The sequence below is a fragment of the Rhodovulum tesquicola genome, from assembly GCF_024128855.1.
Lineage (GTDB): Bacteria > Pseudomonadota > Alphaproteobacteria > Rhodobacterales > Rhodobacteraceae > Rhodovulum > Rhodovulum tesquicola.
Map to the genome: position 1 here is coordinate 1 of NZ_JAMYDV010000031.1, position 24,265 is coordinate 24,265.

The window sequence follows — 24,265 nt, forward strand, 5'->3', positions numbered from 1 at the left end:
TTTACAACACCCTGCGCCCCCATTCGGCGCTTGGCGGAAGGACACCGGTTGAGGCCCATCAGGGCCAAGACCTGAAGGCGGCGGCATGATCAACAGGCAAGCTTAGCAACGCCGCAAATCTGTCCAGTTTCTGGGGACCACCTCAGACGGCTGCCGGCACGACCAGGTGGCGGGTTCGTGTCGAGGGGCAGCCGAACAAGAAGATCCGGATCCCGATGGGCCCCGGAGAGCCAGGTTTCGATGATCATTATCACGCCGCACGCGCCGGCGAGAAGCTGGAGGTCGTGAGGCCGGCGGAGCCGAATAAGGGCACGCTGGACGAACTGTGCCACAAGTTCCTGGCTTGGATGGAGGGGCAGGTCGATGCCGGCAATCTCTCGGCTTTGACGCTCTCGAGTCGTCGCACTGGCTTGACTCAAGCGCGAGAAACCATGGATCCAGACGGCGACCGCATGGGGGCACTGGACGCTGACCTGCCGCGCGAGGCTTTCGTCCACATCCGCGATGGGTTCGGAGGCAGGACCGGCGCGGCCGCAACATGCCTCAAAGCGCTCCGGGCCGCATACAAGTGGGGTGAGGACCATAGCTTCCCCGCGAATAGCCCTGTGTTCGGTGTGAAGTCCGGGCACATGGTGAAGGGTGGGGCAACCCCTTGGTCAGCGAGGGATGTCGAAAGGTTCCTCGAGGCTCACGGCCCAGGCACGATGGCTAGGCTCTGGTTCTGTTTGGCTTACGCCACCCATGGGCGGATCGGAGATATGGCAAGCCTTGGGCCGGCGAACGAGGTGATTCACGAAGGCTTGCGATACTTGGAATGGCAACCAAAGAAGAAGGGCTCAGCGTTCGTGTCGATCCCGATGGAGCGACTGCTTCTGCAGGAACTCGAGCTTCACGAACCGCGCGACACCTACCTCGTGACCGCGTTTGGGCGGCCATTCGCTTCATCAGGATCGCTCGACAACCGGGTTCGAAAATGGATCATCGCAGCTGGCCTCTATAAGCTTGCAAAGACCAAGGGCGGCGAGAAGGAGAAGAAGGCGACTCGCTCGCAGCACGGTATTCGTAAGGGGGTCACTCAGATCATGGCTGAGAACGGCGCGACCGAATACGAACTCATGTCAGCGTTCGGCTGGACGGAGGCCAAGACAGCGTCTGTCTACACCAAGAAATTCGAGCGTCGCGGCGCAGCAACGGCGGCATCGAAACGCCTCTCGGGCGCCCCAGCTGGACCACGGATCAAAGTTCATTGTCCATTTTCAAGCTCAGGCCATTGTAATAAGAGCAGAAAATCAAAGCAGTGGCAGCCCGTAGGGGAATCGAACCCCTCTTTCCAGGTTGAAAACCTGGCGTCCTAACCGATAGACGAACGGGCCGTGCTGGCTTGTGGGGCGTTTCCTAGATAAATTGGCGGGGCTGCGCAAGGGGGTATATCGCGGTTTTTTTTCGCCGACTGTCAGTCGGCCCGCGCCGCGTCCTCGAGGCGCAACTGGACCTGGCGGCGGCCGCCCCAGTCGTTGATCTCGAGCCGCCCGGCGAGGTGGATGCGCGCGCCGCCATGGGATTCGAGCAACGGGCCGAGGGGGGTGTCGAAGGCGCCGAAGGCGATGGCGTCGAGGCGCGGGCCGGTGCCGTCGCCGAAGCCGATCCTGAGATGGCTCTCGCCGACGCGGCGGGCGAAGCTCACGGCCATTCCCGGGAAGGCGAAGCGGGGCGCGGGGGCGCCTGCGCCGAAGGGGCCTGCGGCCTCGATCCGCTCGACCAGATCGGCGCTGGCGGCCCCGGGCATCAGCAGCGCGTCGAGCCGCAGCTCGCGCGGGCCGGACGCCCCTGCCCCCTGTTTCGCGAGCAGCGCGCCGAGGCGCTCCATCGCCTCGTCCAGCCGGTCGCGGGCCACCGTCAGACCCGCCGCCATCCGGTGCCCGCCGCCCTTGACCAGCAGCCCCTCGGCCGCCAGCCGGTGGATCGCCGCGCCCAGATCGACGCCCGAAACCGACCGGCCCGAGCCCTTGCCCTGGTCGCCCTCCAGCCCGATCACCACGGCGGGACGGTTGGTGGCCTCCTTCAGGCGGCTGGCGACGATGCCGACGACGCCGGGGTGCCAGCCCTCGCCCGCGGCCCAGACCAGGGGTCCGTCCAGCCCGCGAACCTCGGCCTGGGCCAGCGCCGCCTCGCGCACCGCGGCCTCGATCTCGCGCCGCTCGGTATTCAGCGCGTCGAGCCGTTCGGCCAGCGCCGCGGCCTCGTGCGGGTCGGACGTGGCCAGCAGCCGCGCGCCCAGATCGGCCTGGCCGATCCGCCCGCCCGCATTCACCCTTGGGCCCAGCAGGAAGCCCAGGTGATAGGGCGTGGGCGCGCTGGTCATCCGCGCGATGTCGGACAGCGCGACAAGGCCGGGCCGGGCACGCCGGGCCATCACCTTGAGCCCCTGGCGGACCAGCGCGCGGTTGACGCCCGTCAGCGGCGCCACATCCGCCACGGTCGCCAGCGCAACGAGGTCGAGGAAGTCGATCAGGTTCGGCCCCGCCATCCCGGCGGCGCGCATCTGGCGGTTCACCTCGACCAGCATCAGGAACACGACGCCCGCCGCGCAGAGATGGCCCAGATCGCCGGTCTCGTCCTGGCGGTTGGGGTTCACCACGGCCAGCGCGGGGGGCAGAGTCTCGGCGCCCAGGTGATGGTCGAGCACGATCACGTCCGCACCTTGGGCGGCGGCGATGGGGCCATGGCTCAGCGTGCCGCAATCGACGCAGACGATCAGGTCGTGGTCGCGGGCAAGCCGTTCCATCGCGGGTTCGTTCGGGCCATAGCCCTCGTCGATGCGGTCGGGGATGTAGAGCGTGGCCCTGTGCCCCTGCGCGGCCAGCCAGCTCAGGATCAGCGCGGCAGAGGCGCCGCCATCGACATCGTAATCGGCAAAGACCGCGATCCGCTGGCGCCCGCGCAGCGCGGCAAGGAAGCGTTCGGCCGCCGCCGCCATGTCGCGCAGCGACAGCGGATCGGGCAGCAGGACCTTGAGCGTGGGATCGAGGAAGCCCTCGGCCGCTTCGGGGGCCACGCCGCGCCGGGCCAGCACGGCGGCCACGGCGGGGGGCAGGCGTGCGGCCTGTTCCAGCGCCTCGGCCTGGCGGGCCTCTTCGGGCGTGGGGCCGGTCCAGCGTCGGCCCGTCGCGGAGCAGTCGACGTCGAGAAACGGCCGGGCCATCGCCTATTTCACTGGGGTCCGGTAGGTCATGCGCCGGACCGAACCGGTCTTGGAGCGCATCAGCAGCGTCTCGGCGGTGAGCCAGCCGACCTCGCGCCGGATGCCGGGCAGGAGCGAGCCATCCGTCACCCCGGTCGCGGCGAAGATCACGTCGCCGCGCACCATGTCGTCGCGGCCATAGACCCGGTTCAGGTCGGTGATCCCGGCGCGGTCGGCGCGGGCGCGTTCGTCATCGTTGCGAAACAGCAGCTGGCCGAAGATCTGACCGCCCATGCATTTCAGCGCGGCCGCCGCCAGCACCCCCTCGGGCGCACCGCCCGACCCCATGTAGATGTCGATGCCGGTCCGCTGCGCCTCGGCGCAATGCATGACGCCGGCGACATCGCCATCGGTGATCAGCCGGATCGCCGCGCCGGTCGAGCGGACCTCGGCGATCAGCGCCTCATGCCGGGGGCGTTCGAGGATGCAGACGGTAATGTCGGCGGGCGTGCCGCCCTTGGCCGCGGCCAGCTTGCGCACCCGTTCGGCGGGGGGCATGTCGAGCGTGACCAGCCCCTCGGGATAGCCCGGCCCGATGGCGAGCTTTTCCATGTAGACATCGGGGGCGTGCAGCATCGAGCCGCGCGGCCCCATCGCGATCACTGCCAGCGCGTTGGGCATGTCCTTGGCGGTCAGCGTCGTGCCCTCGAGCGGGTCGAGCGCGATATCGACCGCAGGGCCGGTGCCCGCGCCCACCTCCTCGCCGATATAGAGCATCGGCGCCTCGTCGCGCTCGCCCTCGCCGATCACCACGACGCCCGCGATCTCGAGCTGGTTGAGCTGGACGCGCATGGCATCGACCGCGGCCTGGTCGGCGGCCTTTTCGTCGCCATGGCCGATCAGCTTTGCCGAGGCGAGCGCGGCGGCCTCGGAGACGCGGGCGAGGCCCAGCGAGAGCATGCGGTCGTTGAAATCGTAGAGCGGCTTGTCGGTCATGGGAAATCCTGCGGGGCAAATCCGGTTGCGCGCTTCTAGCCCTTCGGGGACGGGCGAGACAAGGGGGCGCGGGGACGCGGGCAGGTTTCGCCCGGGCTCACGCCCGGGCGACCGGCCGGGGGCGCTGCCCCCGGACCCCCGGGATATTCTCGGCCAGAAGAAGGGACGAGGCGGGGGCTCAGACCGCGTTCGGCAGGGGCTGGCCGGCCAGGAAGGCGCGGATGTTCTCGACCGCCATCATGCCCATCGATTCGCGCACCTCGAGCGTCGCGGTGCCCAGATGCGGCAGCAGCGCCACATTCTCCATCGCCAGCAGCGCGGCCGGCACCTGGGGTTCGAACTCGTAGACATCGAGCCCCGCCCCCGCGATCCGGCCTTCGGACAGCGCCGCGATCAGCGCGGCCTCGTCGACCACGTCGCCGCGAGAGATGTTGACGAAATGGGCATGAGGCTTCATCGCGGCGAAGAGATCCGCCCCCATCATGTGCCGCGTCTCGGCGCCGCCGGGCACGCAGGAGACGACGATATCGCAGGCCGCGCCCAGCGCGGCCAGGCTGTCCACCGGCGTTGCGGGGAAGTCGAGCGCCCTGGGCGTGCGGGTGTAATAGACCACGTCCATGCCGAAGCCGTGATGGCAGCGCCGCGCCAGCGCCTGGCCGATATTGCCCATGCCCACGATGCCCAGCGTCTTGCCGGTGACATGCAGCCCCAGCATCTGGGTCGGGTGCCAGCCCTCCCAGCGGCCGGCGCGGACCATCCGCTCGCCCTCGCCGCCGCGCCGGCAGGTCATCAGGATCAGCAGCATCCCGATATCGGCCGTCGCATCCGTCACGGCGCCGGGCGTGTTGGTCACGGCGATGCCCAGCGCGCGGGCGGCGGCCACGTCGATATGGTTGTAGCCCATGCCGAAATTGGCCAGCAACCTGGCGCGGGGCTGGCCTGCGGCGGCGAAGATCCCGGCCGAGAACCGGTCGCCCAGCGTGGGCAGCACGATGTCGAACTCGGCCAGCGCGCGGCGCATCTCGTCCTCGGAAAGCGGCAGGTTGCTGTCGCGCATCTCGACCTCGCCCAGTTCGCGCACGGCCGGTCCCACGCGGCCCGGCATCGGCCGCGTCACCAGAATTTTCGTCATCAGAACATCCTCCCACCGATCGGTACTTGCCTGTCCGGCCCGATCAGAACTACCTCGCCATCCGCGTCGGGCAAGCCCAGAACCAGCACTTCGGACATGAACCGGCCGATCTGCCGGGGCGGGAAGTTGACCACCGCCAGCACATGTTTTCCCGGCAGCTCGTCGGGGGTGTAATGCGTGGCGATCTGGGCCGAGCTCTTCTTCTCGCCGATATCGGGGCCGAAATCCACCCAGAGCTTGATCGAGGGCTTGCGCGCCTCCGGATAGGGTTCGGCGCGGGTGATCCGGCCGACGCGGATATCGACCTTCTGGAAGTCGTCATAGGTGATTTCGCTCACGATCCCAGTTCCTTGCTGCGGGCGGTGGCGGCGGCGACGGCGCGGTGCAAAAGCGGCGGAAAGCCCGTTTCAGGGTCCATCAGCACCGCCAGCGCGGCCGCCGTGGTGCCCCCCGGCGAGGTGACGTTGACGCGCAACTCGGCCGGGCTTTCGGCCGCCTGCTCGGCAAGCTGGCCCGCGCCTGCGACGGTGGCGCGCGCAAGCTGCAGCGCCATGGCGGGCGGCAGGCCCTGGGCCTCTCCGGCGGCGGCCAGCGTCTCGATCAGGTGAAAGACATAGGCCGGACCCGAGCCGGAAACGGCGGTCACGGCGTCCATCTGGCCCTCGGATTGCAGCCGGACGGTCTGGCCCACCGCCGAAAGCAGCGTTTCGGCCAGCGCGAGGTCCGCCTCATCGACCTGCGCATTGCCGATCAGCGCGGTGATGCCCCGGCCCACGGCGGCCGGCGTGTTGGGCATGGCGCGGATCACCGGGGCGGCGGAGCCCAGCCGCTCGGCAAACCAGCCCAGCGTCTTGCCCGCCGCGACCGACAGGAACAGCGTGCTCCCATCGGCCAGCCCCGCGACCTGCGGCAGCGCGGCCTCCATCGCCTGCGGCTTGACCGCGAGCAGCACGATGGCGGGATTTGCGGGCAGCGGCGCGTTCAGGTGCAGCCCCTCTGCCGCGCGGGCGCGCAGCCAGTCGGACGGGCCGGGATCGAGCACCCAGACCGAACCGGCGGGCAGCCCGCCCTTCAGCCAGCCCGCCAGTAGCGCCGAGCCCATCTTGCCGCAGCCCAGAAGCACCAGCCCCCGGGCGGCGAGGTCGTCCATCTGCATTCCCGTGATCCCCTGTTATCCTCGGGGGGCGAGGTTAGGCGCGGCCGTAAGCCTCTGCAATGGCGACTTGCAGCGCATCCGCAGGGCTGCGATCGCCCCAGGCGACAAGCTGGAACGCGGGATAGAACCGTTCCGAGGCCGCGACCGCGGTGCGGATCAGCCGATCGACCTGTTCGGGCGCGACCGGCTGGCCGCCCGCCAGCATCAACCCGTGGCGCCAGACCATCAACCGCTGGTCGTGCCAATAGGTGAAGGCGCCGGCCCAGCACATGTCGTTGGTCGCGTTCAGCGTCTCGTAGAGCGCGGGCAGCCTGTCTTCGGGCGGCTCCATCTCGAAGGTGCAGATCAGCCGCAGCATCTCGTCATGGCCCGACCAGGCAAGCGTGATCGCATAGGTGCGCCACTGCCCGGTCACCGCCATCGCGATCTGGTCGTCGGTGACGCGGTCGAACTCCCAGTCGCGGTGCTCGGCAAGGTGTTCGACGACGTCGATGGGGTGAAGGTCTTCGCTGTGCAGGAAGTCTTCGGAAAGCGACATGCCCGGCCTCGTGAGTTGTAGCCTTGACGAGCGGATGCCCCACAAGGCTTAGGTGCCTGCTGCAGGGCCTGCTGGAAAGCCAACACGCCCTTACAAGATATGGTGGTGGCAAAGCCGGATTCTGTAAAGGAGAATTTGGTTACCGCATATGCAGCGGCCGCAATATGTTGTGGAAATCTCCACCAATTGGGCTGAGATCGTGAAAGCCGCCCAGGAACAGGACGCATCGGCGGCGGGTTTTCCACGAGGCGGCAGGCGGGCGGCGGGGTCAGGCCGCGCCCTGGGCGAAGACGCGGGCAGACACCCGTTGCAGGCCGCGCACCAGCAGCACGCCCATCGCGCCGTGATAGGCGACGGTGCCCCCGAACAGGTGCAGGGTGCGCAGCAGGCCCCCCGTGACCGCCCCGGCGACCACGACCCCCAGCGAGGCCACCACCGAGACGACCAGCGCGATCAGGATGGCGCGGCCGTTCGGGCCCAGGCGGCGGGCGACGATGGCGCGGCGTTCGAACTCTGCCGCCCCCAGCAACAGGACCAGCGAGAAACCCAGATAGAGACCGAGGATCAACAGCACCGTCTTTCTTCCCCTCCGTTGCGGCCGACGCATGCGTCGGTGCCCGGGTCAAGCGATACCCAAGGCAAAGGGGATCCGCAACTCCCGGGGCGGCCAAAGGGAAAGCCGCGGCGCCCAGCGGGACGCCGCGGCCCGGCTTGCTCCCCCTCAGAGGGTCTGCGCCGCCATCTCGCGCGCGATGTGGTCGGCCTGCCGGATCGCCAGCGCCACGATGGTCAGCGTCGGGTTCTCGGCCGCGCCGGTGGTGAATTGCGAGCCGTCCGAGACGAACAGGTTCGCGATGTCATGGCTTTGCCCCCAGCGGTTCACCACCCCGTCTTCGGGCCGTTCGCTCATCCGGTTGGTGCCCAGGTTATGCGTGCTGGGATAGGGCGGCGTCGGGAAGGTGCGCGTGGCCCCCACCGCCTCGTAGACCGCCCTGCCCTGCCTGTAGGCATGGTTGCGCATCGCGATGTCGTTGGGATGGTCGTCGAAATGGACATTCGCGACCGGCAGGCCCCACTGGTCCTTGACCTCGGCGTTCAGAGTCACGCGGTTGCTTTCCTGCGGCATGTCCTCGCCCACCAGCCACATGCCCGCCATGTATTCATAGGCATCCAGCGCCGTGGTGAATTCGCGCCCCCAGGCGCCCGGGTCGAGGAAGGCCGCCATGAACGGGATGCCGAGCGCCAGCGTCTCCATCTCGTAGCCGCCGACGAAACCGCGGCTGGGGTCGTGGCGGGCCTCATCCGAAATGATCCCCGCCATGGTGGTGCCGCGCCACATTCGCACGGGCTTGTCGAAGGTGGCATAGACCGAGCCGGTCATGTGCCGCATGTAGTTGCGCCCGACCTGGCCCGAGCTGTTGGCCAGCCCGTCGGGGAACATCGACGAGGCCGAGTTCAGCAGCAGCCGCGGGCTTTCGAAGGAATTGCCCGCCACGCAGACGATCCGCGCGCGCTGGAACTGCAGGGTGCCGTCGCGGTCGAAATACTCGACCCCCGTCACCTTGCCCGCATCGTCATGCAGGATGCGCGCAGCGTGGGCGCGTTCGCGCACTTCCAGGTTGCCGGTCGCCTCGCCCCGCGGGATGTCGGTATAGGCCGCCGACCATTTCGCGCCCCATTTGCAGCCCTGAAAGCAGAATCCCGTCTGGTGGCAGAAGCTGCGCCCGTCATATTCGGCCGAATTGATCGCCATGCGGCCGGTATGGACCTCTGTATAGCCCAGTGCCTTGGCGCCCTTTTCGAAGAGCAGGTAGTTGTTGTTGCCGGGCAGCCCGGCGATGCCGTTGGTGCGCGTCACCCCCAGCTTCTTTTCTGCCAGGTCGTACCATGGCTCCATCTCGGCGGCGTCGATCGGCCAGTCCAGCAGGTTCGCGCCCTCGACCGCGCCATAGGTCGTTGCGGCCTTCCATTCATGCGCCTGAAACCGCAGCGAGGCGCCCGCCCAATGGGTCGTGGTGCCGCCCACCGCCTTGACGATCCAGGCGGGCAGGCCCGAGAAATCCTTGGCCACGCGCCAGTCGCCGCTGGTCGTGCGCGGGTCCAGCCAGGCCAGTTGCCCGAAGCTTTCCCATTCGTCGTTGACGTAATCCTCGGGCAGATAGCGCCCGCCCGCCTCGAGGGCGACGACACGCACGCCCTTCTGCGCCAGTTCGTTGGCCAGAACGCCCCCGCCCGCGCCGGTGCCGATGATGACCACCACGCTGTCGTCGGTCAGATCGAAAGATGCAGCCATTGCCAGTCCTCCCCCCGCCTCAAAGCCAGTCGATGTCGTTGAAGCCGCGCTCGATATAGCCGCCCTGGCTATAGCTCTCGCCCTCGTAGCCGAAGATCGGCCAGACCGCTTTCTGGTTGTAGAGCCCCGTCACCAGCCCGCCGCGGATCGTCTGGAAGAAGGCGCTGTCCTCGATGCCGCGCAGGATGTCCACGCGGTCGCGCTCCCAGCCGGTGTCCAGATAGCCGGGGAAGCCCCGGGCCTGCGCCGCGGCATCCAGCCCGGCGATTCCGGCCTCGATGGCGGGCGCGGCCTCGGCGCTGTCATGGCCCTTGACCGCGATGACGTAATGGGCGTCGGGGATGCGGTCATGGGGATAGATGTCGCGCGCCATCCGGACCAGCGTCGCGAAGGTTTCGGGCTTGAGATGCGCCGTCTCGTAGGCCCAGGCCGCATCGGGTGCGGCGACGAAGCCCGCCCCCACGACAAGGGACGCCCCCGCCGCACTGGCGCGCGACAGAAGCTGGCGCCGGGTCATCCCCCGGACGTCTGCGGTGGTTGTCATTGTTTCTCCTCCCTTGAAACGAGCGGCCTCCCAACCGCCCGGAAATCCCCTATTTGAAGCGCCCCCCGCGTTCGAGAACCTCGATCTGGTAGCCATCGGGATCGGCAACGAAGAAGAACCTCGCGATCACCTCGCCCGCGGGCGCAAAGGCGACCAGCTTGCGGGGGTTCAGCCCCTCGGCCTCGAAGCGGGCATGTTCGGCGTCCAGATCCGCGACCGACACGGCCAGATGGCCATAGCCATCGCCCAGCGCATAAGGCTCGGTCCGGCCCTTGTTCACGGTCAGCTCGACCTCGAACTCGGTTTCGGGATTGCTCATGTAGATCAGCGTGAACTCGGGAAAGTCGAGCCGGTCGGCCACCCTCAGCCCGAATGCCTTCTCGTAGAACGCCACCGAGCGCGCCTCGTCAAGCACGCGGATCATGCTGTGGATTGCCTTGGCCACCAATGCCTCCCGCCGGTTGTTGCTGGTTTCGGGGCCAGCATAGACCGCGCGGGGCGCCCTGCGGGTAGTAGCGCCTTACTACCCCGCGCCGAAAGCCGTCATTCCGCGGCCATCGCCACCCCGCCCCGGCGCCCGGTCTCGATGAAGACAAGGCAGGCGCAGCGCAACAGCGAGGTGAAATTCACCGGCTCGCCATGCAGTTCCAGCACCTCGGAATGCAGCCGCGACAGGAAGGCGGGCGTGGTGACGCCCTCGGTCGCGGCGATCTCGTCGAGGATCGCCCAGAAGCTGTTTTCCAGCCGGATGCTGGTCGAATGACCGTTCAGCCGCAACCGGCGTGTGGTCGACTGGTAGCGCTGCGGATCCTGCCCCGCGAAAATCTGGCACATGGGCCGTTCCCTCCCTGACAGGCGGTGCCGTTCCCGCGGACGCCGCCCGGTTCCTCTCCCGGTCCGGCAGCTTAACCCGGATCGCGCGCGCGCACCAAGCGCGATGCGCAAAGCCTCAACCGATCAGCCCCGCCAGCAGCCGCGCCCGGGCCGGGTACAGCGTGGCGGCCGCATGGCGGGCCTCGGCCGCGGCGCGCGCGCCCTGCCCCAGTTGCGCGGCCCGGTCGCGGTCGTCCAGAAGCCGGGCAATGGCGTCGGCCAGCGCCTCGGGGTCGCGGTGGTCCACCATCTCGGCCGAAACGTCATGCGCCAGCGCCTCGCGCAGCGGGGCGCAATCGGACACCACCAGCGGCGCGCCCGCCGCCATCGCCTCGACCAGCGACCAGGACAGCACGAAGGGCACGGTCAGGTAGACATGGACATGGGTCGATTGCAGCAGATTGCGCCAGGGCCCGTGCGGCAGCAGCCCCGGCCAGTGCAGCCGCGCCGGGTCAAGATCGAGCTGGTCCAGCATGTGCCGTTTCCAGCTAGTGCCATCGGGCGGCCCAGCGCCATAGGCGGCGCGGTCCTGCCCGCCGATCACCGCATGCAGCCGCGGCCGACGCACCTGCACCAGCGCCAGCGCACGCATGAACTCGGGAAAGCCGCGGGTCGGCTCCATCCCGCGGGTGGCATAGCTGACGATCTCGGCGTCTTCGGGCACCGTCACCCCCGGCAGGTCAAGCCGGGCCTGCGGATCGGGGGTGAAGAAGCCGGTATCCACCCCGTCATGCAGCACCGTCAGGCGCTCGCGGATCCAGCCGGGGAACTGGTCGGCCTGGAACTGCGTCGGGCACAGCACCAGATCGGCCTCGGCCAGATCCAGAAGCGTGGGCGCATTGCGCGCCAGCGCCAGCGCGCGGCGGTCGGGGTCATTGCCGGGCGGGATCGGCCCCACCGCGTCCACGGGCGGGAAGCGGTAATACCATTCGACATAGCTGACCAGTTTCGCCTGCGGCCAGACCGCCCGGGCAAAGGTGCCCGCGCCCCAGCCCGAATGGGCAACGACGATGTCGGGCGATAGCCCGGCCTGCCGGGCGGCAAGGGCGGCATTGGCAAAGGCCTGGCCGTTGATCATCGCCGCTTCCAGCGGCCGGGCAAAGCGGTGGACGCCTTCGGTTGGCGCGCGATGCGGGGACATGCGGACCATCCGGCAGCCCGGCGGCGGCACGGCATCCGTGCGTTCGGTGACGAAAGTAACCGACCAGCCCTGCCGCGCAAGATAGGCGCCGAAGGCGCCGAACTGGGCGGGAAAGTTCAGATGCGAGAACAGGATATCCATGGCCGGCCGATGCGATGCCCGGCAGGGCGGCCGGTCCCTGGACAACTATACGGCGAACGCTGGCCCGGGCAACCGCCGCGCAGGGCTCAGGCCGCGGTCAGCCCCTCGGGAAACAGCGTCTCTGGGGCGATGCCGCGCTTGCGCGCGCTTTCCAGCACCGCCGCCTGCACCGCCGGGCTGCGCCGCAGCAGCCGCCGGAACCGGGCCTCGTCCAGCACCAGAAGCGTCGAGGGCGCGATGGCGCGCACCTCGGCGCGGCGCCGTTTCTGCATCAGGACCGCCATCTGGCCGAACATCTCGCCCCGGCCCAGCCGCAAGACCTGGCCCGCGCTTTCCGCCTCGACCGCGCCCGAGGCGATGAAGAACACGCTGCGCGGCTGGCTGTCCTTGCGGATCAGCACGTCCCCCGCATTGACATAGCGCGTCACCAGCGCCCGCGTCAGCCGCTTGCGCGCCTTGCCGTCCAGATCGTCGAACAGCGGGAAGCAGCGCACCAGTTCCGCCTTCTCGACCGCCAGATCGAGGCGCGGGCGCGCGTCCAGCCCGGCGCGACGGCGGGCGATGTCCTGCATCAGCGCGTTGTGCAGTTCCGCCCCGATCAGCCCGTCCTCGCGCATCGCGTCATATTCGCGTTCCTCCAGCCGCAGCGCCGTGCGGCGGATGAAGCGGCGTTCCAGTTCCTCGGCATAGCCCGGATATTGCAGCCGCAGCCCCTCCAGCGCGGTATCGACGGCCTCGGCGCGGCGGGCCAGCAATTCGTGCAGAAGGTCGGCCACGCGGCGGCCATGGATGCGCCGGATCCGCCCGTCGATGAAGCCGTGCAGGTCGCGCAGGATCAACCGCTGCGACAACAGCAGGTCGAACCGGTCCGCCGTCATTCGGCCCAGCGGGCGCGACAGCCGCAGCCGGTTGTGCAGCCGCACCGCCATCCGGAAGGCGCGGCCATAGCCGACACTGACCCGCGCCGCCCGCTGATAGCCCAGCCGCCCGCCGGTGCGCGCCCCCTCGATCAGCCGGTCGGCATCGGAGAGGACCTGTTCGGCGAGGCTGGCGGACATGGTGCGGTCCCTGATCCGGGCGATGATCGCGTCGCGCTCGGCCCCGGCCAGCGCGATCAGCCCCAGCGTGATCCGGTCGCGGTCGTGGATCTCGGCATTCTCCTCGGCCACCTTCACCGCCCCGTCCAGCCGTTCGCCGAAGCGCTTGGCCTCGGAGCGGACGATGTCGCGGGTCAGCTCGTAATTCTCGGTGGTCCGGGCCACGTCCTCGCGCACGGTCTGAAGCGCGACCGCGACCACCTGGTTGGACAGCGCCTGGTCGATCGGCGACAGCCGGTCGAGCCCGAGTTGCCGGATGATCCAGCGCAGCGTCGTGCCCTGCACGATCAGCGTGAACAGCGTGAAGCCGGTGGCCAGGATCGCGACGAGGCGCTTGACCTCGACCGGCACGCGGACGCTTTCGGTCACGGCCAGCGCCAGCGCCAGCGTCACCGCGCCGCGCAGCCCGCCCCACAGGATCGCGACGCGATAGGGCCGCTCGACCACCGGCGACAGCCGGATCGCCGTCAGCAGCGGCAACAGGCCGAACAGGATCACCACCCGCGCTGCCAGGGCGGCCAGGATCACGACGCCGATCAGGGCGAAATCGCCGATCCGCACCTCTTCCAGAAGCCGCGGGATCAGGAGCGCGGCCAGGATGAAGATGAACGCCCCCGCCCAATGCGCCAGCAGATCCCAGACCTCGCGCAGGTTCGACCAGGACGCGGGCGGCAGCCGCCCCGGCCCGATCAGGTTCAGCGTCATCCCCGCCGTCACCACCGCGATCACGCCCGAGGCGCCCACGCTCTGCTCGGCGATGATGAAGGCCAGGTAGGGCAGCGCCACCGAGACCGAGATCTGCGCCAGTTCGTAGCGCGCGAACATCGCCATCAACCGGACCGCGATCCGCGCCGCCAGCCAGCCGGTCAGCACGCCCCCCGCGATCAGCAGCGGAAAGCGCGCCAGCGCGTCGCCGAGACTGGGATCGGGCATGCCCAGCATCACGAAGCCCATGAACAGGCCGAACAGCGCGATGGCGGCGGCATCGTTCAGCAGGCTCTCGCCCTCGATGATCCGTGCCAGCCTGCGCGGGGCCGAGATCGAGCGGAAGATGCCCACCACCGCCGAGGGATCGGTGGTCGAGACGATCGCGCCCACCAGCAGGCAGACCGCAAGCGGCAGCGCGCTGGCCCAGGCCAGCGCATAGCCCACCGACAGCGTCGCCACCACCACCGCGACCACCGCCAGCATCAGGATCGGCACCCAGTCGTCCAGCATCCGGCGCAGGTTGATCCCCAGCGTCACCTGGAACAGCAGGGTCGGCAAGAAGACGTAAAGAAACACGTTCGAGCGGATCGGCAGCGCGAGGATCGCCTCGGCCACCGGGTTCAGCGCATCGGTCAGGTCCGTGCGCAGGAAGAACAGCGCACCCGCCCCGATCAGGATGCCCAGCGCGGCGAGGATCACGCTGAAGGGCAGACGCAGGCGCGCGGCCAAGGGCTCGGCCGCGCCGATCAGCAGGAACAGGGAAGCGATGACCGTGGTCAGCAGAACGATGTCCATGCCCCTTCATACCGCAGGCTGCGGCCATGGCACCACGGGGCGCGCGAGGCGAAATGGCAGGAAAACGCGCAGCGCCGGGGATTTGGCCGGATCGGCGGCGCGGCGCGGGTTTTGCGGGCGGAGGCGGTGCTGACCGGGCAAGGCTGCACTTGCATTGCGGGCGTGGAATTGCTCTGAGCTATGCGGGACAAGGACAGCATGGAGGCGTAGATGGGCAGCGCGACATATCAGGACCGGGCCGGGCTGAAGGTCGCGGCCGTGCTGGCCGATTTCGTCGAGACCCGCGCACTGCCCGGCACCGGCATCGCGGCGGACGCGTTCTGGCAGGGCTTCGCCGGGCTGGTGCGCGACTTCACGCCCCGCAACCGCGAATTGCTGGCGATCCGCGAGACGATGCAGCAGCAGATCGACGCCTGGCATCTGGCGCGGCGCAACCAGCCCCATGACCACGAGGCCTACAAGGCGTTCCTGGCCGAGATCGGCTATCTGCGCCCCGAAGGTGCGCCGTTCGAGATCGAGACCGCCAATGTCGACCCCGAGATCGCCACCGTGCCGGGGCCGCAACTGGTGGTGCCGATCACCAATGCCCGCTACGCGCTGAACGCCGCGAATGCGCGCTGGGGCAATCTTTACGACGCGCTTTACGGCACCGACGCGATGGGCAGCCCGCCGCCCGCGGGCCGCTACGATCGCGGCCGCGGCGCCCGTGTCGTCGCCCGGGCCCGGGTGTTCCTCGACGAGGCCTTTCCCGTCGCGGGCACCAGCCATGCCGATGCGCGGCGCTATCACGTCAGGGGCGGCGCGCTGCTCGTCGATGACCTGCCGCTGGAGGATCCGTCGAAATTCGTCGGTTTCCGCGGCCATCCCCGCGCGCCCGAGGCGGTGCTGCTGCGCAATAACGGGCTGCATGTGGAACTGGTCTTCGACCGAACCCACCCGGTCGGCGCGCGCGATCAGGCCGGGCTGGCGGCGGTGCGGCTGGAATCGGCCGTCTCCGCGATCATGGATTGCGAGGATTCGGTCGCCTGTGTCGATGCCGAGGACAAGGTGGCGGCCTATGCCAACTGGCTGGGCCTGATGAAGGGCGACCTGAGCGCCGAGTTCGACAAGGGCGGCCAGACCCTGACCCGCGCGCTGAACCCCGACCTTGCCTATACCGCCCCCGATGGCAGCACGCTGACCGTCAAGGGCCGCGCGCTGATGCTGGTCCGCAATGTCGGCCACCTGATGACCAACCCGGCGATCCTGGATGGGGACGGCGCCGAGGTGTTCGAGGGGCTGATGGACGCCGCGCTCACCACGCTGATCGCGTTGCACGACCTGAAAAAGACCGAAGGCCCGCGCAATTCCCCCGCAGGCTCCATCTATGTCGTCAAGCCCAAAATGCACGGCCCCGACGAGGTGGCCTTTGCCGACGACACCTTCACCCGCGTCGAGGAGATCCTCGGCCTGCCGCGCTATACCGTGAAACTCGGCATCATGGACGAGGAGCGGCGCACCTCGGTCAACCTCAAGGAATGTATCCGCGCCGCAAAACACCGCGTCGCCTTCATCAATACCGGGTTCCTCGACCGCACGGGCGACGAGATCCACAGCTCGATGGAGGCGGGCCCCTTCAGCCGCAAGGATTTCATCAAGCGCAAGGGCTGGATCACGGCCTATGAGAACCTGAATGTCGATATCGGGCTGGAATGCGGGTTGTCGGGCCGCGCCCAGATCGGCAAGGGCATGTGGGCAATGCCCGACCGGATGGCGGCGATGCTGTCCACCAAGATCGAGCATCCCAAGGCCGGGGCGAATTGCGCCTGGGTGCCCTCGCCCACGGCGGCCACGCTGCACGCGCTGCATTACCATCAGGTCGACGTGCTGGCGGTGCAGGCCGCGCTGAAGAAGGGCGGCCGCCGGGCGCATGTCGACGGGATCCTCGAAATCCCGCTGGCCGCCTTCCGCAAATGGTCGCGCCCCCAGATCCTGCGCGAGGTCGAGAACAACGCGCAGGGCATCCTGGGCTATGTCGTCCGCTGGATCGATGCCGGGGTGGGCTGTTCCAAGGTGCCCGACGTCAACGATGTCGGCCTGATGGAGGATCGCGCCACCTGCCGCATCTCGGCCCAGCATATCGCCAACTGGCTGCATCACGGAATCGTCGGCGCGGACGAGGTGATGGAGGTCATGCGGCGGATGGCCGAGGTGGTCGACCGCCAGAACGCCGCCGATCCGGCCTATGTGCCGATGGCGCCCGGCTTTGACGGGATCGCGTTCCAGGCCGCGTGCGATCTGGTGTTCAAGGGCCGCATCCAGCCTTCGGGCTATACCGAGCCGGTGCTGCATGCCCGCCGGATCGAACGCAAGGCGCAGTTGCAACGCCCCTGACCCGCAAGGAGCCCGATGATGAGTGCGACCGACACACCCCCGCCCTCGCCCCGGCCGCGCCGGGTGCTGATGCTGGGCGCGACCGGCACGATCGGCCGGGCAACCGCCATGGAACTGGCCGCGCGCGGGCATCGGCTGGTCTGCCTCGTGCGGCCGGGCTCGGGCGCGGCGGCGGCGCGCGGCCTGCCTGCGGGGGCCGTCCCGCGCGAGGCCGACATCACCGACCCGGCCGCGCTGGCCCGCGACGGGATCGCGGGCGAACGGTTCGATGTGCTGGTCTCCTGCCTTGCCTCGCGCACGGGCACGCCGCGGGATGCCTGGGCCATCGACCACAAGGCCCATTCCGACGCGCTGGCCGCCGCCCGCGCGGCCGGGGTCGGCCATGTGGTGCTGCTGTCGGCGATCTGCGTGCAGAAGCCGCTGCTGGAATTCCAGAAGGCAAAACTCGCCTTCGAGGCGGAATTGATCGCCTCGGGGCTGGAGTATTCGATCGTGCGGCCCACGGCGTTCTTCAAGTCGCTCTCGGGCCAGGTCGCGCGGGTGCGGCAGGGCAAGCCCTTCCTGATCTTCGGCGATGGAACCCTGACCGCCTGCACCCCGATCAGCGACGCCGATCTGGGCCGGTTCATGGCCGATTGCCTGGACAATCCGGCGCTGCGAAACCGCATCCTGCCCATCGGCGGCCCCAAACCCGCGATCACCCCGCGCGAACAGGGCGAATACCTGTTCCGCGCCTTGGGGCAGGAGCCGAAATTCCGCTCGGTCCCGGTGGGGATGATGGATGCGATCATCGCGGTGCTGGGGCTTTTGGGCCGCGTCTCGCCGAAGATGCGCGACAAGGCCGAGTTTGCCCGGATCGGCCGCTATTACGCCACCGAGTCGATGCTGGTCCTCGACCCCGCAACCGGGCGCTACGATGCCGAGGCGACCCCCGCCTATGGAACCGAGACGCTGTTCGACTATTATGACAGGCTGCTGGCGGACGAGGAAAAGGTGGATCTGGGCGCGCATGCGATGTTCTGAGCCCGCAGCGCGCGACAATCCCCGCCCCATCGGCCAGGATACAGGGAGGGAGGGCGCAGCATGGCAGGTGGCTGGGCGCGGGATGGCGCCGTGCAGGATCAGATCGACGCCTCGATCGAGGACGAATTGCGCCGGATGCAGGCCCGCCCGGTGCCGCGTGGCGAAAGCCTGACCCATTGCGCCGAATGCGACGAGCCGATCCCCGAACCGCGGCGGCAGGCGATCCCGGGCGTCAAGCTCTGCATCGACTGCCAGCAGGCGCGTGACGCACGACCTGTGCAGCGCGGCGGCATCAACCGGCGCGGCTCCAAGGACAGCCAGTTGAAGTGACCCGCTGCATGGCGCGTCCCGAAACCACGCCGCAACATTCGCGGCGGCCCGGAATGGCCTGATAGCAGACTGAACGCCAGGGGCACGATGCGCCGGACACGCCGCGATCCGCTTTGGCCGGGCGTCGGCCACGGCCCGGATGCCCTCCGGCCGTCTGCGGCCGACAGCGCCCCGCTCAGGCCGGTTTCATCGGACCGCGATGGCGCTGCCGCACCAATTTCCACGCTCTCGCCGACATCTTCCGACAATCTCCGAAAGGTATTTCGAGACGGTGCTGATGGATGCGACGGGGCGGGTCGAACGCCTGACGCTGTTCGATTTCGGCGCACTGTCCGCGGGACGGCCGCGGGTGCGCCGGTTCGTCGTGCCCGATCTGGCCTGCGCCGATCCTGGCCGCGTGCCGATCAACGGCACAGATCTCTGCAAGGCGGGCGAGCCGGGGCTGGCGCCCTGCGCCGAGGGACTGCACGGCCCGCGAGCCCCGAGACGCGGCCGGTCTTCCTGCAACTCGAACCCGGGGCCGTGCGGTTGAACGGCCGACATATCTGCTCGTGCTGAATCCCGACGGGCTGGCGACGCGCGACGGGGCCGCGCGCCGCCGGGGCCGGGCGGGTGGTGATCCTGACCGAGAGGGGGGGCGTGATTCCGTCTTCGCAACCGGGCCGGGGCGCGGCCCTGGGATTTGCCGTCGCGGCGCTGGCGCTGGTCCCGCTGGACGCCATCGAGATCGCCGGCAGCACCGGGGCGGCCGGGGCGCGGCTGGGGACCGGCGTCGCCGACATGGCGGCGGGCACGCTGTCGACGATGGCGACGCATCAGGTGGTCGAGGCCGTGACACCGTCCGAGACGGTGTCGCCCGCCCCGCAGAACACGCTCGCCCGCCTGCCCGCCGAAACCGCGCCGCTTGCGGCACCGTAGCTGGTGGCCGCGCTGTCCCCCGCGATCGTGCAGGTCGCGCACCCCGTCGAAAGCCCGCGCCCGGCGCCCCGGCCCGAGGACAAGCCGAACCGCGCGGCGCGCGCCACCCCCCGCGGCAATCCCGAGCGCGATGCACGCGAAGGGCAGGAAAGCGGTCGTCCCCAGGCGCAGGCGACGACCAGCGGACAGGCCGGGCTGGCCGCCGAAATGGGCAATTATCCCGGTCTTGTCGTGCGCAAGCTGGCGCGCGTGCCACGGCCGCGGCTGCCATCCTCTGCCGGACGGGGGCGCACAGGCCATGGCCGATCTAGTGAAGCCCGCAAGGCCATGTCTGCATCGCCGCGTCCCGCCGCGCCCGCACAAGCCCCAGCAGCGCCAGACCCAGCGTCTCGGCCAGGGCGACCGCCTCGAAGGCCGCCTGCGGCCCCATCAGGGCCAGCGCGAAGACCAGCGCGTCCTCACGTTCGCCGCCCATCGCGGCCGCCACCATCTGGGCAAAGGCGTTCTCGTCGCCGCCCACCTCGGGATGATCCGGCGGATGGCGTGCCAGCGGGCGCCGCCCTGCCGTCAATGCCAGTTCCATCAGCACATCCAGTGCCTCCTCATGGGCCGGTGCGCCGCCGCCCTGGACCTGCACGAAATTGCGCCGCATGCGCGACCGGGCCTCGGGACCGGCGCTCCAGCCGCGCAGGCAGCGGATCGCGGCGCGCTCGACGGGCGGCAATTCGGACAGGCAGGCGACGGGCGCCGCGCCGCGGCTGCGGGACAACGCGCTCATTTGGTCAGGATCAGCTTGCCCGCGCGGGTGATGCGCAGGGTGTAGCAGGCCCCGTCCAGCACGATCATCGCGGTCGTGCCGCCCCCGGTCAGGATGCGGGCCTCGTGCACCGGAGAAGCGACCAAATGCTGCACAGCGCTCATCGCTCCGCCTCCCGCTCCCGCGCCGCAACCCTGTCCAGAAACGAATCCAGCCCCGTCTGGCTCGGCTCGGCCCCGGCCCACTCGCCCGACAGGATCGCCTGCCAGAGATCGCGCAGGCCCGTCGTTTCGCGGCCTGCGCCCATGTCCTCGCGCACTGTCATCCCGGGTGTCATCCTCTCGATCCTGATCCCCCCGCCCCGGCCGACCCGCGCCGCCGCGATCACAGGGCATCGGCCAACGGATCGTCCGTGATCCGGGCGAAATGCGGTTCCGGGCTGGCGGGGCGATCCCCATGCGGGGCACTTGCAAGGTTCATCCTGTGCGTCCTGACGATTGCGCAGGGGACCGGGCAGAGAGCTGGGGCCTGACATGGACGGGCGGCGGGGTCGCGCCCTATTCCCGATTCTTTCTATCAGGATTTTAGGCGACTGAAAAGCCCCCTGTCGCGCGCCGTCACGCCCCGGCCGGGTCGTCCCCGGATGGCAGCATGCAGATCGCATCGGCCATTCCGGCCTCGGGCAGCGGATCGTCCGGCATCCACGGGATCGCGACGCGGACCTTGTCCATCCCCAGATCGGCCAGTTGCCAGGACACGCCGCCGCCCCAAAGCAGATGCCCCAGCCCGATGATGCCCACCACCAGCGGACTGCCCTGCCGCGCAGAGGCGGCGTGGATGCGGGTGGCAAAGGCGCGGTCCCAGACCTCCTGCGCGCGCACGAAACGGTCAAAGGCGGGACCGTCCGGCGAGGTCGCCATCCGCCCCGGCCGCGCGCCGCCGGTCAGTTCGAAGATGAAGCGGCGATAGGCGGGTGGCGAGGGGCGCGCGGGCGTCAGCCCCTCGCGCGCCTCTTCCGGCACCGCATCCCAGCCGCCCGCACCCACCGCGCGCACCAGGTCGCGGCGGCAGTTCAGCCCGACCATGGCCACCCCCATTTCGCGGCAGAACCGGAACAGCGGCATATACAGCTCTGCCGGAAAGCCCCAGACCGTGCTCCATTCGGCGCGGGCCAGGAAATCCTCCTCGGACAGCCCGCCCGCGACCCAGTCGGCCAGCACAGGGTCAAGCCGGGCGGGAAACATCTCGAACCCCATCACGATCGGCCGATGTGCGGCCAGCCCCGCCGCGACATGCAGTTGCCAGCGATGATCCGCCGCGCGGTCATGCCGCTCGCCCAGCAGCACCGCATCGGCCCCCGCCAGCCAGGCCAGCGCCCCGGCATGGCCAAGCCGGGCGCCGGTCGCGGGCGAGAGCCAGGGGGTTGCCCCGCTCATGGCCGGGCCGCCGCGCGTCAGGCCAGTTCCGCCGCCCGCGCCTCGCGGACGCGCTCTGCATCGCGTCCGTGCAATTCCTCGTAATGGTCGAAGCGCGATTCGAACCAGGCGGTGCCATGGGTCAGCCCGCCCAGCGCCTGGAACAACTCGTCCTTGGCCGCTGCCGGGATCAGCGCCTGGAACACGTCCCAGCCGCGCGCATCGCCATGCGCCTCGAAACCCAGCACCTGCCCCTTGAGACTGCCCGCCAGCGCCACCAGAGACCCCGAATGGATCGAGGGCACATGGATGTCCACCCGCTCGATCGGTTGCAGCAGGACCGGCCCGGCCTCGGCCAGCGCCTCGCGCACACCGGCCTTGGCCGCGGTGCGGAAGGCGTGGTCGGAACTGTCGACCGCGTGATACTTGCCATCCGTCAGCGTGACCGCGACATCGACCACCGGAAAGCCCAGCGGCCCCTGGTCCATCGCCTCGCGCGCGCCCGCCTCGACCGCGGGGATGTAGTTCTTCGGCACCGTGCCGCCCTTGATCGTTTCGGCAAAGGCAAAGCCCGCGCCGCGGCCCTGCGGCCGGATCGTCAGATGCACATCGGCGAACTGGCCCGCGCCGCCGGTCTGCTTGCGGTGGCGGTAATGGGTCTCGACCGTTTTCGTGATCGTCTCGCGATAGATGCCCGAAACGGGGTGCTCGACCGCCTCGATCCCGAAATCCTCGGCCAGTTTCGCCAGCGTGCGGCGCAGGTGGATCGGCCCCTGAAGATGCAGCACCAGATGCCCGGTCTCGCTGTCCTGGGCCAGTTCCATCCCCGGATCGGACCCCGCCAGCCGCCCAAGCGCCGCCGACAGCCGGGCGTCGTCGCGCTCGTTCGCGGGCATCAGGACGCGGGCATAGGCGGGCGGGCGGCCGCGGGTCCAGCGGGGCAGTTCCTCGGCCTGTTGCGCGGTATAGGCATAGCCCGGGTCCAGGTGGTCGGACTTGACCGCAACGGCCAGCGTGCCGGGGTCCAGCGGTTCGGGCACGGGCTTGCCGTCGATACCGCTGAGGCTGCCCAGGTTGTCGCCGCCCAGCGGGCTGCCATGCTGCACGGGACCGCCCAGCGCGCGGATCAGCGTGGACTTGCCGACATGCTTGCGCGTGTCGGACGCCACCCCGATGGCCAGCGGCGCCTTGATGCCCAGCCGCGGCCCGATCGCGGCCATGTCGGGCGCCTCGTGGCGCAGCGCCTTCATCAGCCGGACCAGACCGTTGCCATGCCCCGCGGCCCCCAGATAGGCGGCGATGATGCGGTTGTCGCGATGCGCCTCTGCAAGGGTCTTGTAGATCTCCCCTGTGGGCGGCTCGCGATCCTCGATCAGCTGCTCCATCAGGTGATCGTCGAAATCGGCCAGATGTTCCAGCAATTCGGCCCGCGCCTCCTGCTCGCGGTCATGCAGGTCGTCCGGGATCTCGATCAGTTTCGAGGGCTGACCCTCCTGGTACTGGAACGCGCGTTCCGAGATCAGGTCCACCGCCCCCACCACATGGCCCGCAGCATCGCGGATCGGGGCCTGGCGCAGAACGATATGATGCGCGGCATAGGCTTGCAACGCGCCCACGATGTCACGGATGCGCGCCTCGTCCTGGTCCATCTTGTTGATGAAGACGAAGCAGGGCACGTCGGATTGCTCGATCAGCCGCAGATAGGGCGCGGCCAGCACCGCCGCCTCGGGGTCGGGGGCCACGCACAGGATGGCGGCATCCGAGGCCGCCAGCGCCTCGCCCGCATGGCCCAGGTAATCGGGACCCCCGGCGATGTCGAAGCCGGCCCAGGGCTCGCCCAGATAGGTGAACTGGCTGACCGTCAGGGCGTCGGCAAAGGCGGCCGTGACGGGCTGGCCGTCAAGCTCGCCCAAGGCCTTCAGAAGGGTGGACTTGCCCGACTGAGAGGGACCGAGAATGGTGAAACAGCGCATGGGGTGAGTTCCTCCGGTGGGTCGCATGGCACGGGATTATCGTTGCGTGCCGCGCGCCCGGTCCGACATGCTGCGCCCGGACCGGAGGCTGGGCCGCAGCCCCCCCGGCCGTCGGGTGCGGCCGCCGGAGGCGTCTGGCCGCTGTCCCGTTTCGTCCCGATGTTCCGCGCTGGCGTCCCGTCCGGTCAAGGCGAATTTGTGGGCATCGGGACGCAGGGGCCGGCCGGGCGCGAGCACGCTCGCCACAGGGCCGGTTCATCCGTCGTTAAGGGATTGGGCGCACAGTCGCGCGGATAAGTCCCCGGAGGAGCGATGGACGCCCATGCCCGCCAGATCGTCGTCGAAAGCTCCGGCCGCCTTTTCGTCGCCAGGGGCCGGTTCGCCGATGCGTTCTATTCCCGGCTTTTCGAGATCGCGCCCGAGGCGCAGGCGCTTTTCCAGCGCGATCCGACCACGCAGAAGCGGATGCTGATGGCGGCGCTGGCCATGGTGGTGGGCGTGCTGGGCGACCGCCACCGACTGGCCGCGACGGCCGCCCATCTCGGCCGGGTCCATGCCCGGCGTTCGGTCAGCCGCGAGCACATGGCCCTTGGCCAGCGCGCCTTCGACCTGGCCCTTCAGGACTTCTTCGGCGCGGCCTGCACCGACGAAATGCGCGCAGCGTGGCAATCCGCCTATGCGGAACTGCTGGAGCTGATGGCGGTCCCGCCGTCCGGGGACAACGCGGCGTAAGCCTCTGTCCACCGCCGATCAGACGTAAGCGCAGCCTGACCACCCTTCGGCTTGCCGCGTGACTATTCAGCGAAGTTCCAGGGCATAAGCTCGGCGATATCGCTCTGCATGTGCTGGTCGAGGATCTTGCGGAGGGTTGCCGCGATATA

24 protein-coding genes, 1 tRNA gene and 1 pseudogene are annotated in these 24,265 nt (G+C 69.4%); 7 read left to right on the plus strand and 19 right to left on the minus strand.

The genetic code is table 11. The annotated features are described in order from the left end of the window. Positions 1-629: 629 nt before the first annotated feature. A pseudogene (locus NHN26_RS17645) lies at positions 630-1,160 on the plus strand (tyrosine-type recombinase/integrase); the annotation flags it as partial. 138 nt (positions 1,161-1,298) lie between these two features. On the opposite strand, the gene NHN26_RS16140 reads toward NHN26_RS17645, so the two are convergent. From NHN26_RS16140 to NHN26_RS16205, 14 genes are all read right to left on the minus strand, one after another. Continuing rightward, positions 1,299-1,373 (minus strand) — tRNA-Glu (locus NHN26_RS16140). Between the two features lie 80 nt (positions 1,374-1,453). Next, positions 1,454-3,202, minus strand: coding sequence for a single-stranded-DNA-specific exonuclease RecJ (recJ, locus tag NHN26_RS16145; protein WP_253090374.1), 1,749 nt, complete (start codon positions 3,200-3,202; stop codon positions 1,454-1,456). A 3-nt stretch (positions 3,203-3,205) separates the two neighbouring features. Continuing rightward, entirely contained in the window at positions 3,206-4,177 is a 972-nt protein-coding gene (glpX, locus tag NHN26_RS16150) for a class II fructose-bisphosphatase (protein WP_253090375.1), read from the minus strand. 178 nt (positions 4,178-4,355) lie between these two features. After that, the gene (locus NHN26_RS16155; protein ID WP_253090376.1) at positions 4,356-5,309 is read right to left on the minus strand and encodes a 2-hydroxyacid dehydrogenase; all 954 of its coding nucleotides are present in this window, start codon (positions 5,307-5,309) and stop codon (positions 4,356-4,358) included. After that, entirely contained in the window at positions 5,309-5,647 is a 339-nt protein-coding gene (locus NHN26_RS16160; RefSeq protein ID WP_253090377.1) for a tRNA-binding protein, read from the minus strand. The genes NHN26_RS16155 and NHN26_RS16160 overlap by 1 nt, the downstream gene beginning before the upstream one ends. Beyond that, the gene (proC, locus tag NHN26_RS16165) at positions 5,644-6,465 is read right to left on the minus strand and encodes a pyrroline-5-carboxylate reductase (RefSeq protein ID WP_253090378.1); all 822 of its coding nucleotides are present in this window, start codon (positions 6,463-6,465) and stop codon (positions 5,644-5,646) included. The genes NHN26_RS16160 and proC overlap by 4 nt, the downstream gene beginning before the upstream one ends. A 34-nt stretch (positions 6,466-6,499) precedes the next feature. Beyond that, positions 6,500-7,003, minus strand: a complete 504-nt coding sequence (locus tag NHN26_RS16170; RefSeq protein WP_253090379.1) for a type III secretion system chaperone family protein — start codon at positions 7,001-7,003, stop codon at positions 6,500-6,502. Between the two features lie 268 nt (positions 7,004-7,271). Then, positions 7,272-7,577, minus strand: coding sequence for a hypothetical protein (locus NHN26_RS16175; protein ID WP_253090380.1), 306 nt, complete (start codon positions 7,575-7,577; stop codon positions 7,272-7,274). 147 nt (positions 7,578-7,724) lie between these two features. Then, entirely contained in the window at positions 7,725-9,296 is a 1,572-nt protein-coding gene (locus NHN26_RS16180; RefSeq protein WP_253090381.1) for a GMC family oxidoreductase, read from the minus strand. Positions 9,297-9,315: 19 nt separating this feature from the next. Then, positions 9,316-9,840: a Twin-arginine translocation pathway signal gene (locus NHN26_RS16185; RefSeq protein WP_253090382.1), complete on the minus strand. Its 525-nt coding sequence runs from the start codon at positions 9,838-9,840 to the stop codon at positions 9,316-9,318. Between the two features lie 49 nt (positions 9,841-9,889). Next, positions 9,890-10,285: a VOC family protein gene (locus NHN26_RS16190; RefSeq protein WP_253090383.1), complete on the minus strand. Its 396-nt coding sequence runs from the start codon at positions 10,283-10,285 to the stop codon at positions 9,890-9,892. Between the two features lie 98 nt (positions 10,286-10,383). Next, positions 10,384-10,674: a ribbon-helix-helix domain-containing protein gene (locus NHN26_RS16195; protein ID WP_253090384.1), complete on the minus strand. Its 291-nt coding sequence runs from the start codon at positions 10,672-10,674 to the stop codon at positions 10,384-10,386. Positions 10,675-10,789: 115 nt separating this feature from the next. Then, a complete protein-coding gene (locus NHN26_RS16200) occupies positions 10,790-11,995 on the minus strand; it encodes a glycosyltransferase (RefSeq protein ID WP_253090385.1) in 1,206 nt (401 codons plus the stop codon). Positions 11,996-12,081: 86 nt separating this feature from the next. Next, a complete protein-coding gene (locus tag NHN26_RS16205; protein WP_253090386.1) occupies positions 12,082-14,595 on the minus strand; it encodes a cation:proton antiporter in 2,514 nt (837 codons plus the stop codon). Positions 14,596-14,805: 210 nt separating this feature from the next. Here NHN26_RS16205 and NHN26_RS16210 point away from each other — a divergent pair, with 210 nt between their 5' ends. The 5 genes from NHN26_RS16210 (at position 14,806) to NHN26_RS16230 (ending at position 19,239) form a co-directional block, all read left to right on the plus strand. Next, positions 14,806-16,968: a malate synthase G gene (locus NHN26_RS16210; RefSeq protein WP_253090387.1), complete on the plus strand. Its 2,163-nt coding sequence runs from the start codon at positions 14,806-14,808 to the stop codon at positions 16,966-16,968. Between the two features lie 18 nt (positions 16,969-16,986). After that, a complete protein-coding gene (locus NHN26_RS16215) occupies positions 16,987-17,991 on the plus strand; it encodes an NAD(P)H-binding protein (RefSeq protein ID WP_253090388.1) in 1,005 nt (334 codons plus the stop codon). Between the two features lie 60 nt (positions 17,992-18,051). Next, on the plus strand, positions 18,052-18,321 hold the full coding sequence (locus NHN26_RS16220; RefSeq protein ID WP_132694735.1) for a DksA/TraR family C4-type zinc finger protein: 270 nt from the start codon (positions 18,052-18,054) through the stop codon (positions 18,319-18,321). A 271-nt stretch (positions 18,322-18,592) separates the two neighbouring features. Then, positions 18,593-18,853, plus strand: a complete 261-nt coding sequence (locus NHN26_RS16225; RefSeq protein ID WP_253090389.1) for a hypothetical protein — start codon at positions 18,593-18,595, stop codon at positions 18,851-18,853. 107 nt (positions 18,854-18,960) lie between these two features. Next, positions 18,961-19,239, plus strand: a complete 279-nt coding sequence (locus tag NHN26_RS16230) for a hypothetical protein (RefSeq protein WP_253090390.1) — start codon at positions 18,961-18,963, stop codon at positions 19,237-19,239. Positions 19,240-19,546: 307 nt separating this feature from the next. Here NHN26_RS16230 and NHN26_RS16235 read toward each other — a convergent pair whose 3' ends face one another. From NHN26_RS16235 to NHN26_RS16255, 5 genes are all read right to left on the minus strand, one after another. After that, complete coding sequence (locus NHN26_RS16235) at positions 19,547-20,017, minus strand: hypothetical protein (protein WP_253090391.1); 471 nt, start codon at positions 20,015-20,017, stop codon at positions 19,547-19,549. Next, complete coding sequence (hemP, locus tag NHN26_RS16240) at positions 20,014-20,160, minus strand: hemin uptake protein HemP (protein ID WP_253090392.1); 147 nt, start codon at positions 20,158-20,160, stop codon at positions 20,014-20,016. Before hemP ends, NHN26_RS16235 begins: the two co-directional genes overlap by 4 nt. After that, the gene (locus NHN26_RS16245; protein ID WP_253090396.1) at positions 20,157-20,333 is read right to left on the minus strand and encodes a hypothetical protein; all 177 of its coding nucleotides are present in this window, start codon (positions 20,331-20,333) and stop codon (positions 20,157-20,159) included. The genes hemP and NHN26_RS16245 overlap by 4 nt, the downstream gene beginning before the upstream one ends. A gap of 280 nt (positions 20,334-20,613) precedes the next feature. Continuing rightward, a complete protein-coding gene (locus NHN26_RS16250; RefSeq protein ID WP_253090393.1) occupies positions 20,614-21,432 on the minus strand; it encodes a ChaN family lipoprotein in 819 nt (272 codons plus the stop codon). A 17-nt stretch (positions 21,433-21,449) separates the two neighbouring features. Beyond that, positions 21,450-23,384 carry an elongation factor G gene (locus NHN26_RS16255; RefSeq protein ID WP_253090394.1) on the minus strand — a complete coding sequence of 645 codons (1,935 nt, stop codon included), beginning with the start codon at positions 23,382-23,384 and terminating at the stop codon, positions 21,450-21,452. 312 nt (positions 23,385-23,696) lie between these two features. Here NHN26_RS16255 and NHN26_RS16260 point away from each other — a divergent pair, with 312 nt between their 5' ends. Beyond that, positions 23,697-24,116, plus strand: coding sequence for a globin domain-containing protein (locus NHN26_RS16260; RefSeq protein WP_253090395.1), 420 nt, complete (start codon positions 23,697-23,699; stop codon positions 24,114-24,116). The last annotated feature ends 149 nt before the right edge of the window (positions 24,117-24,265 follow it).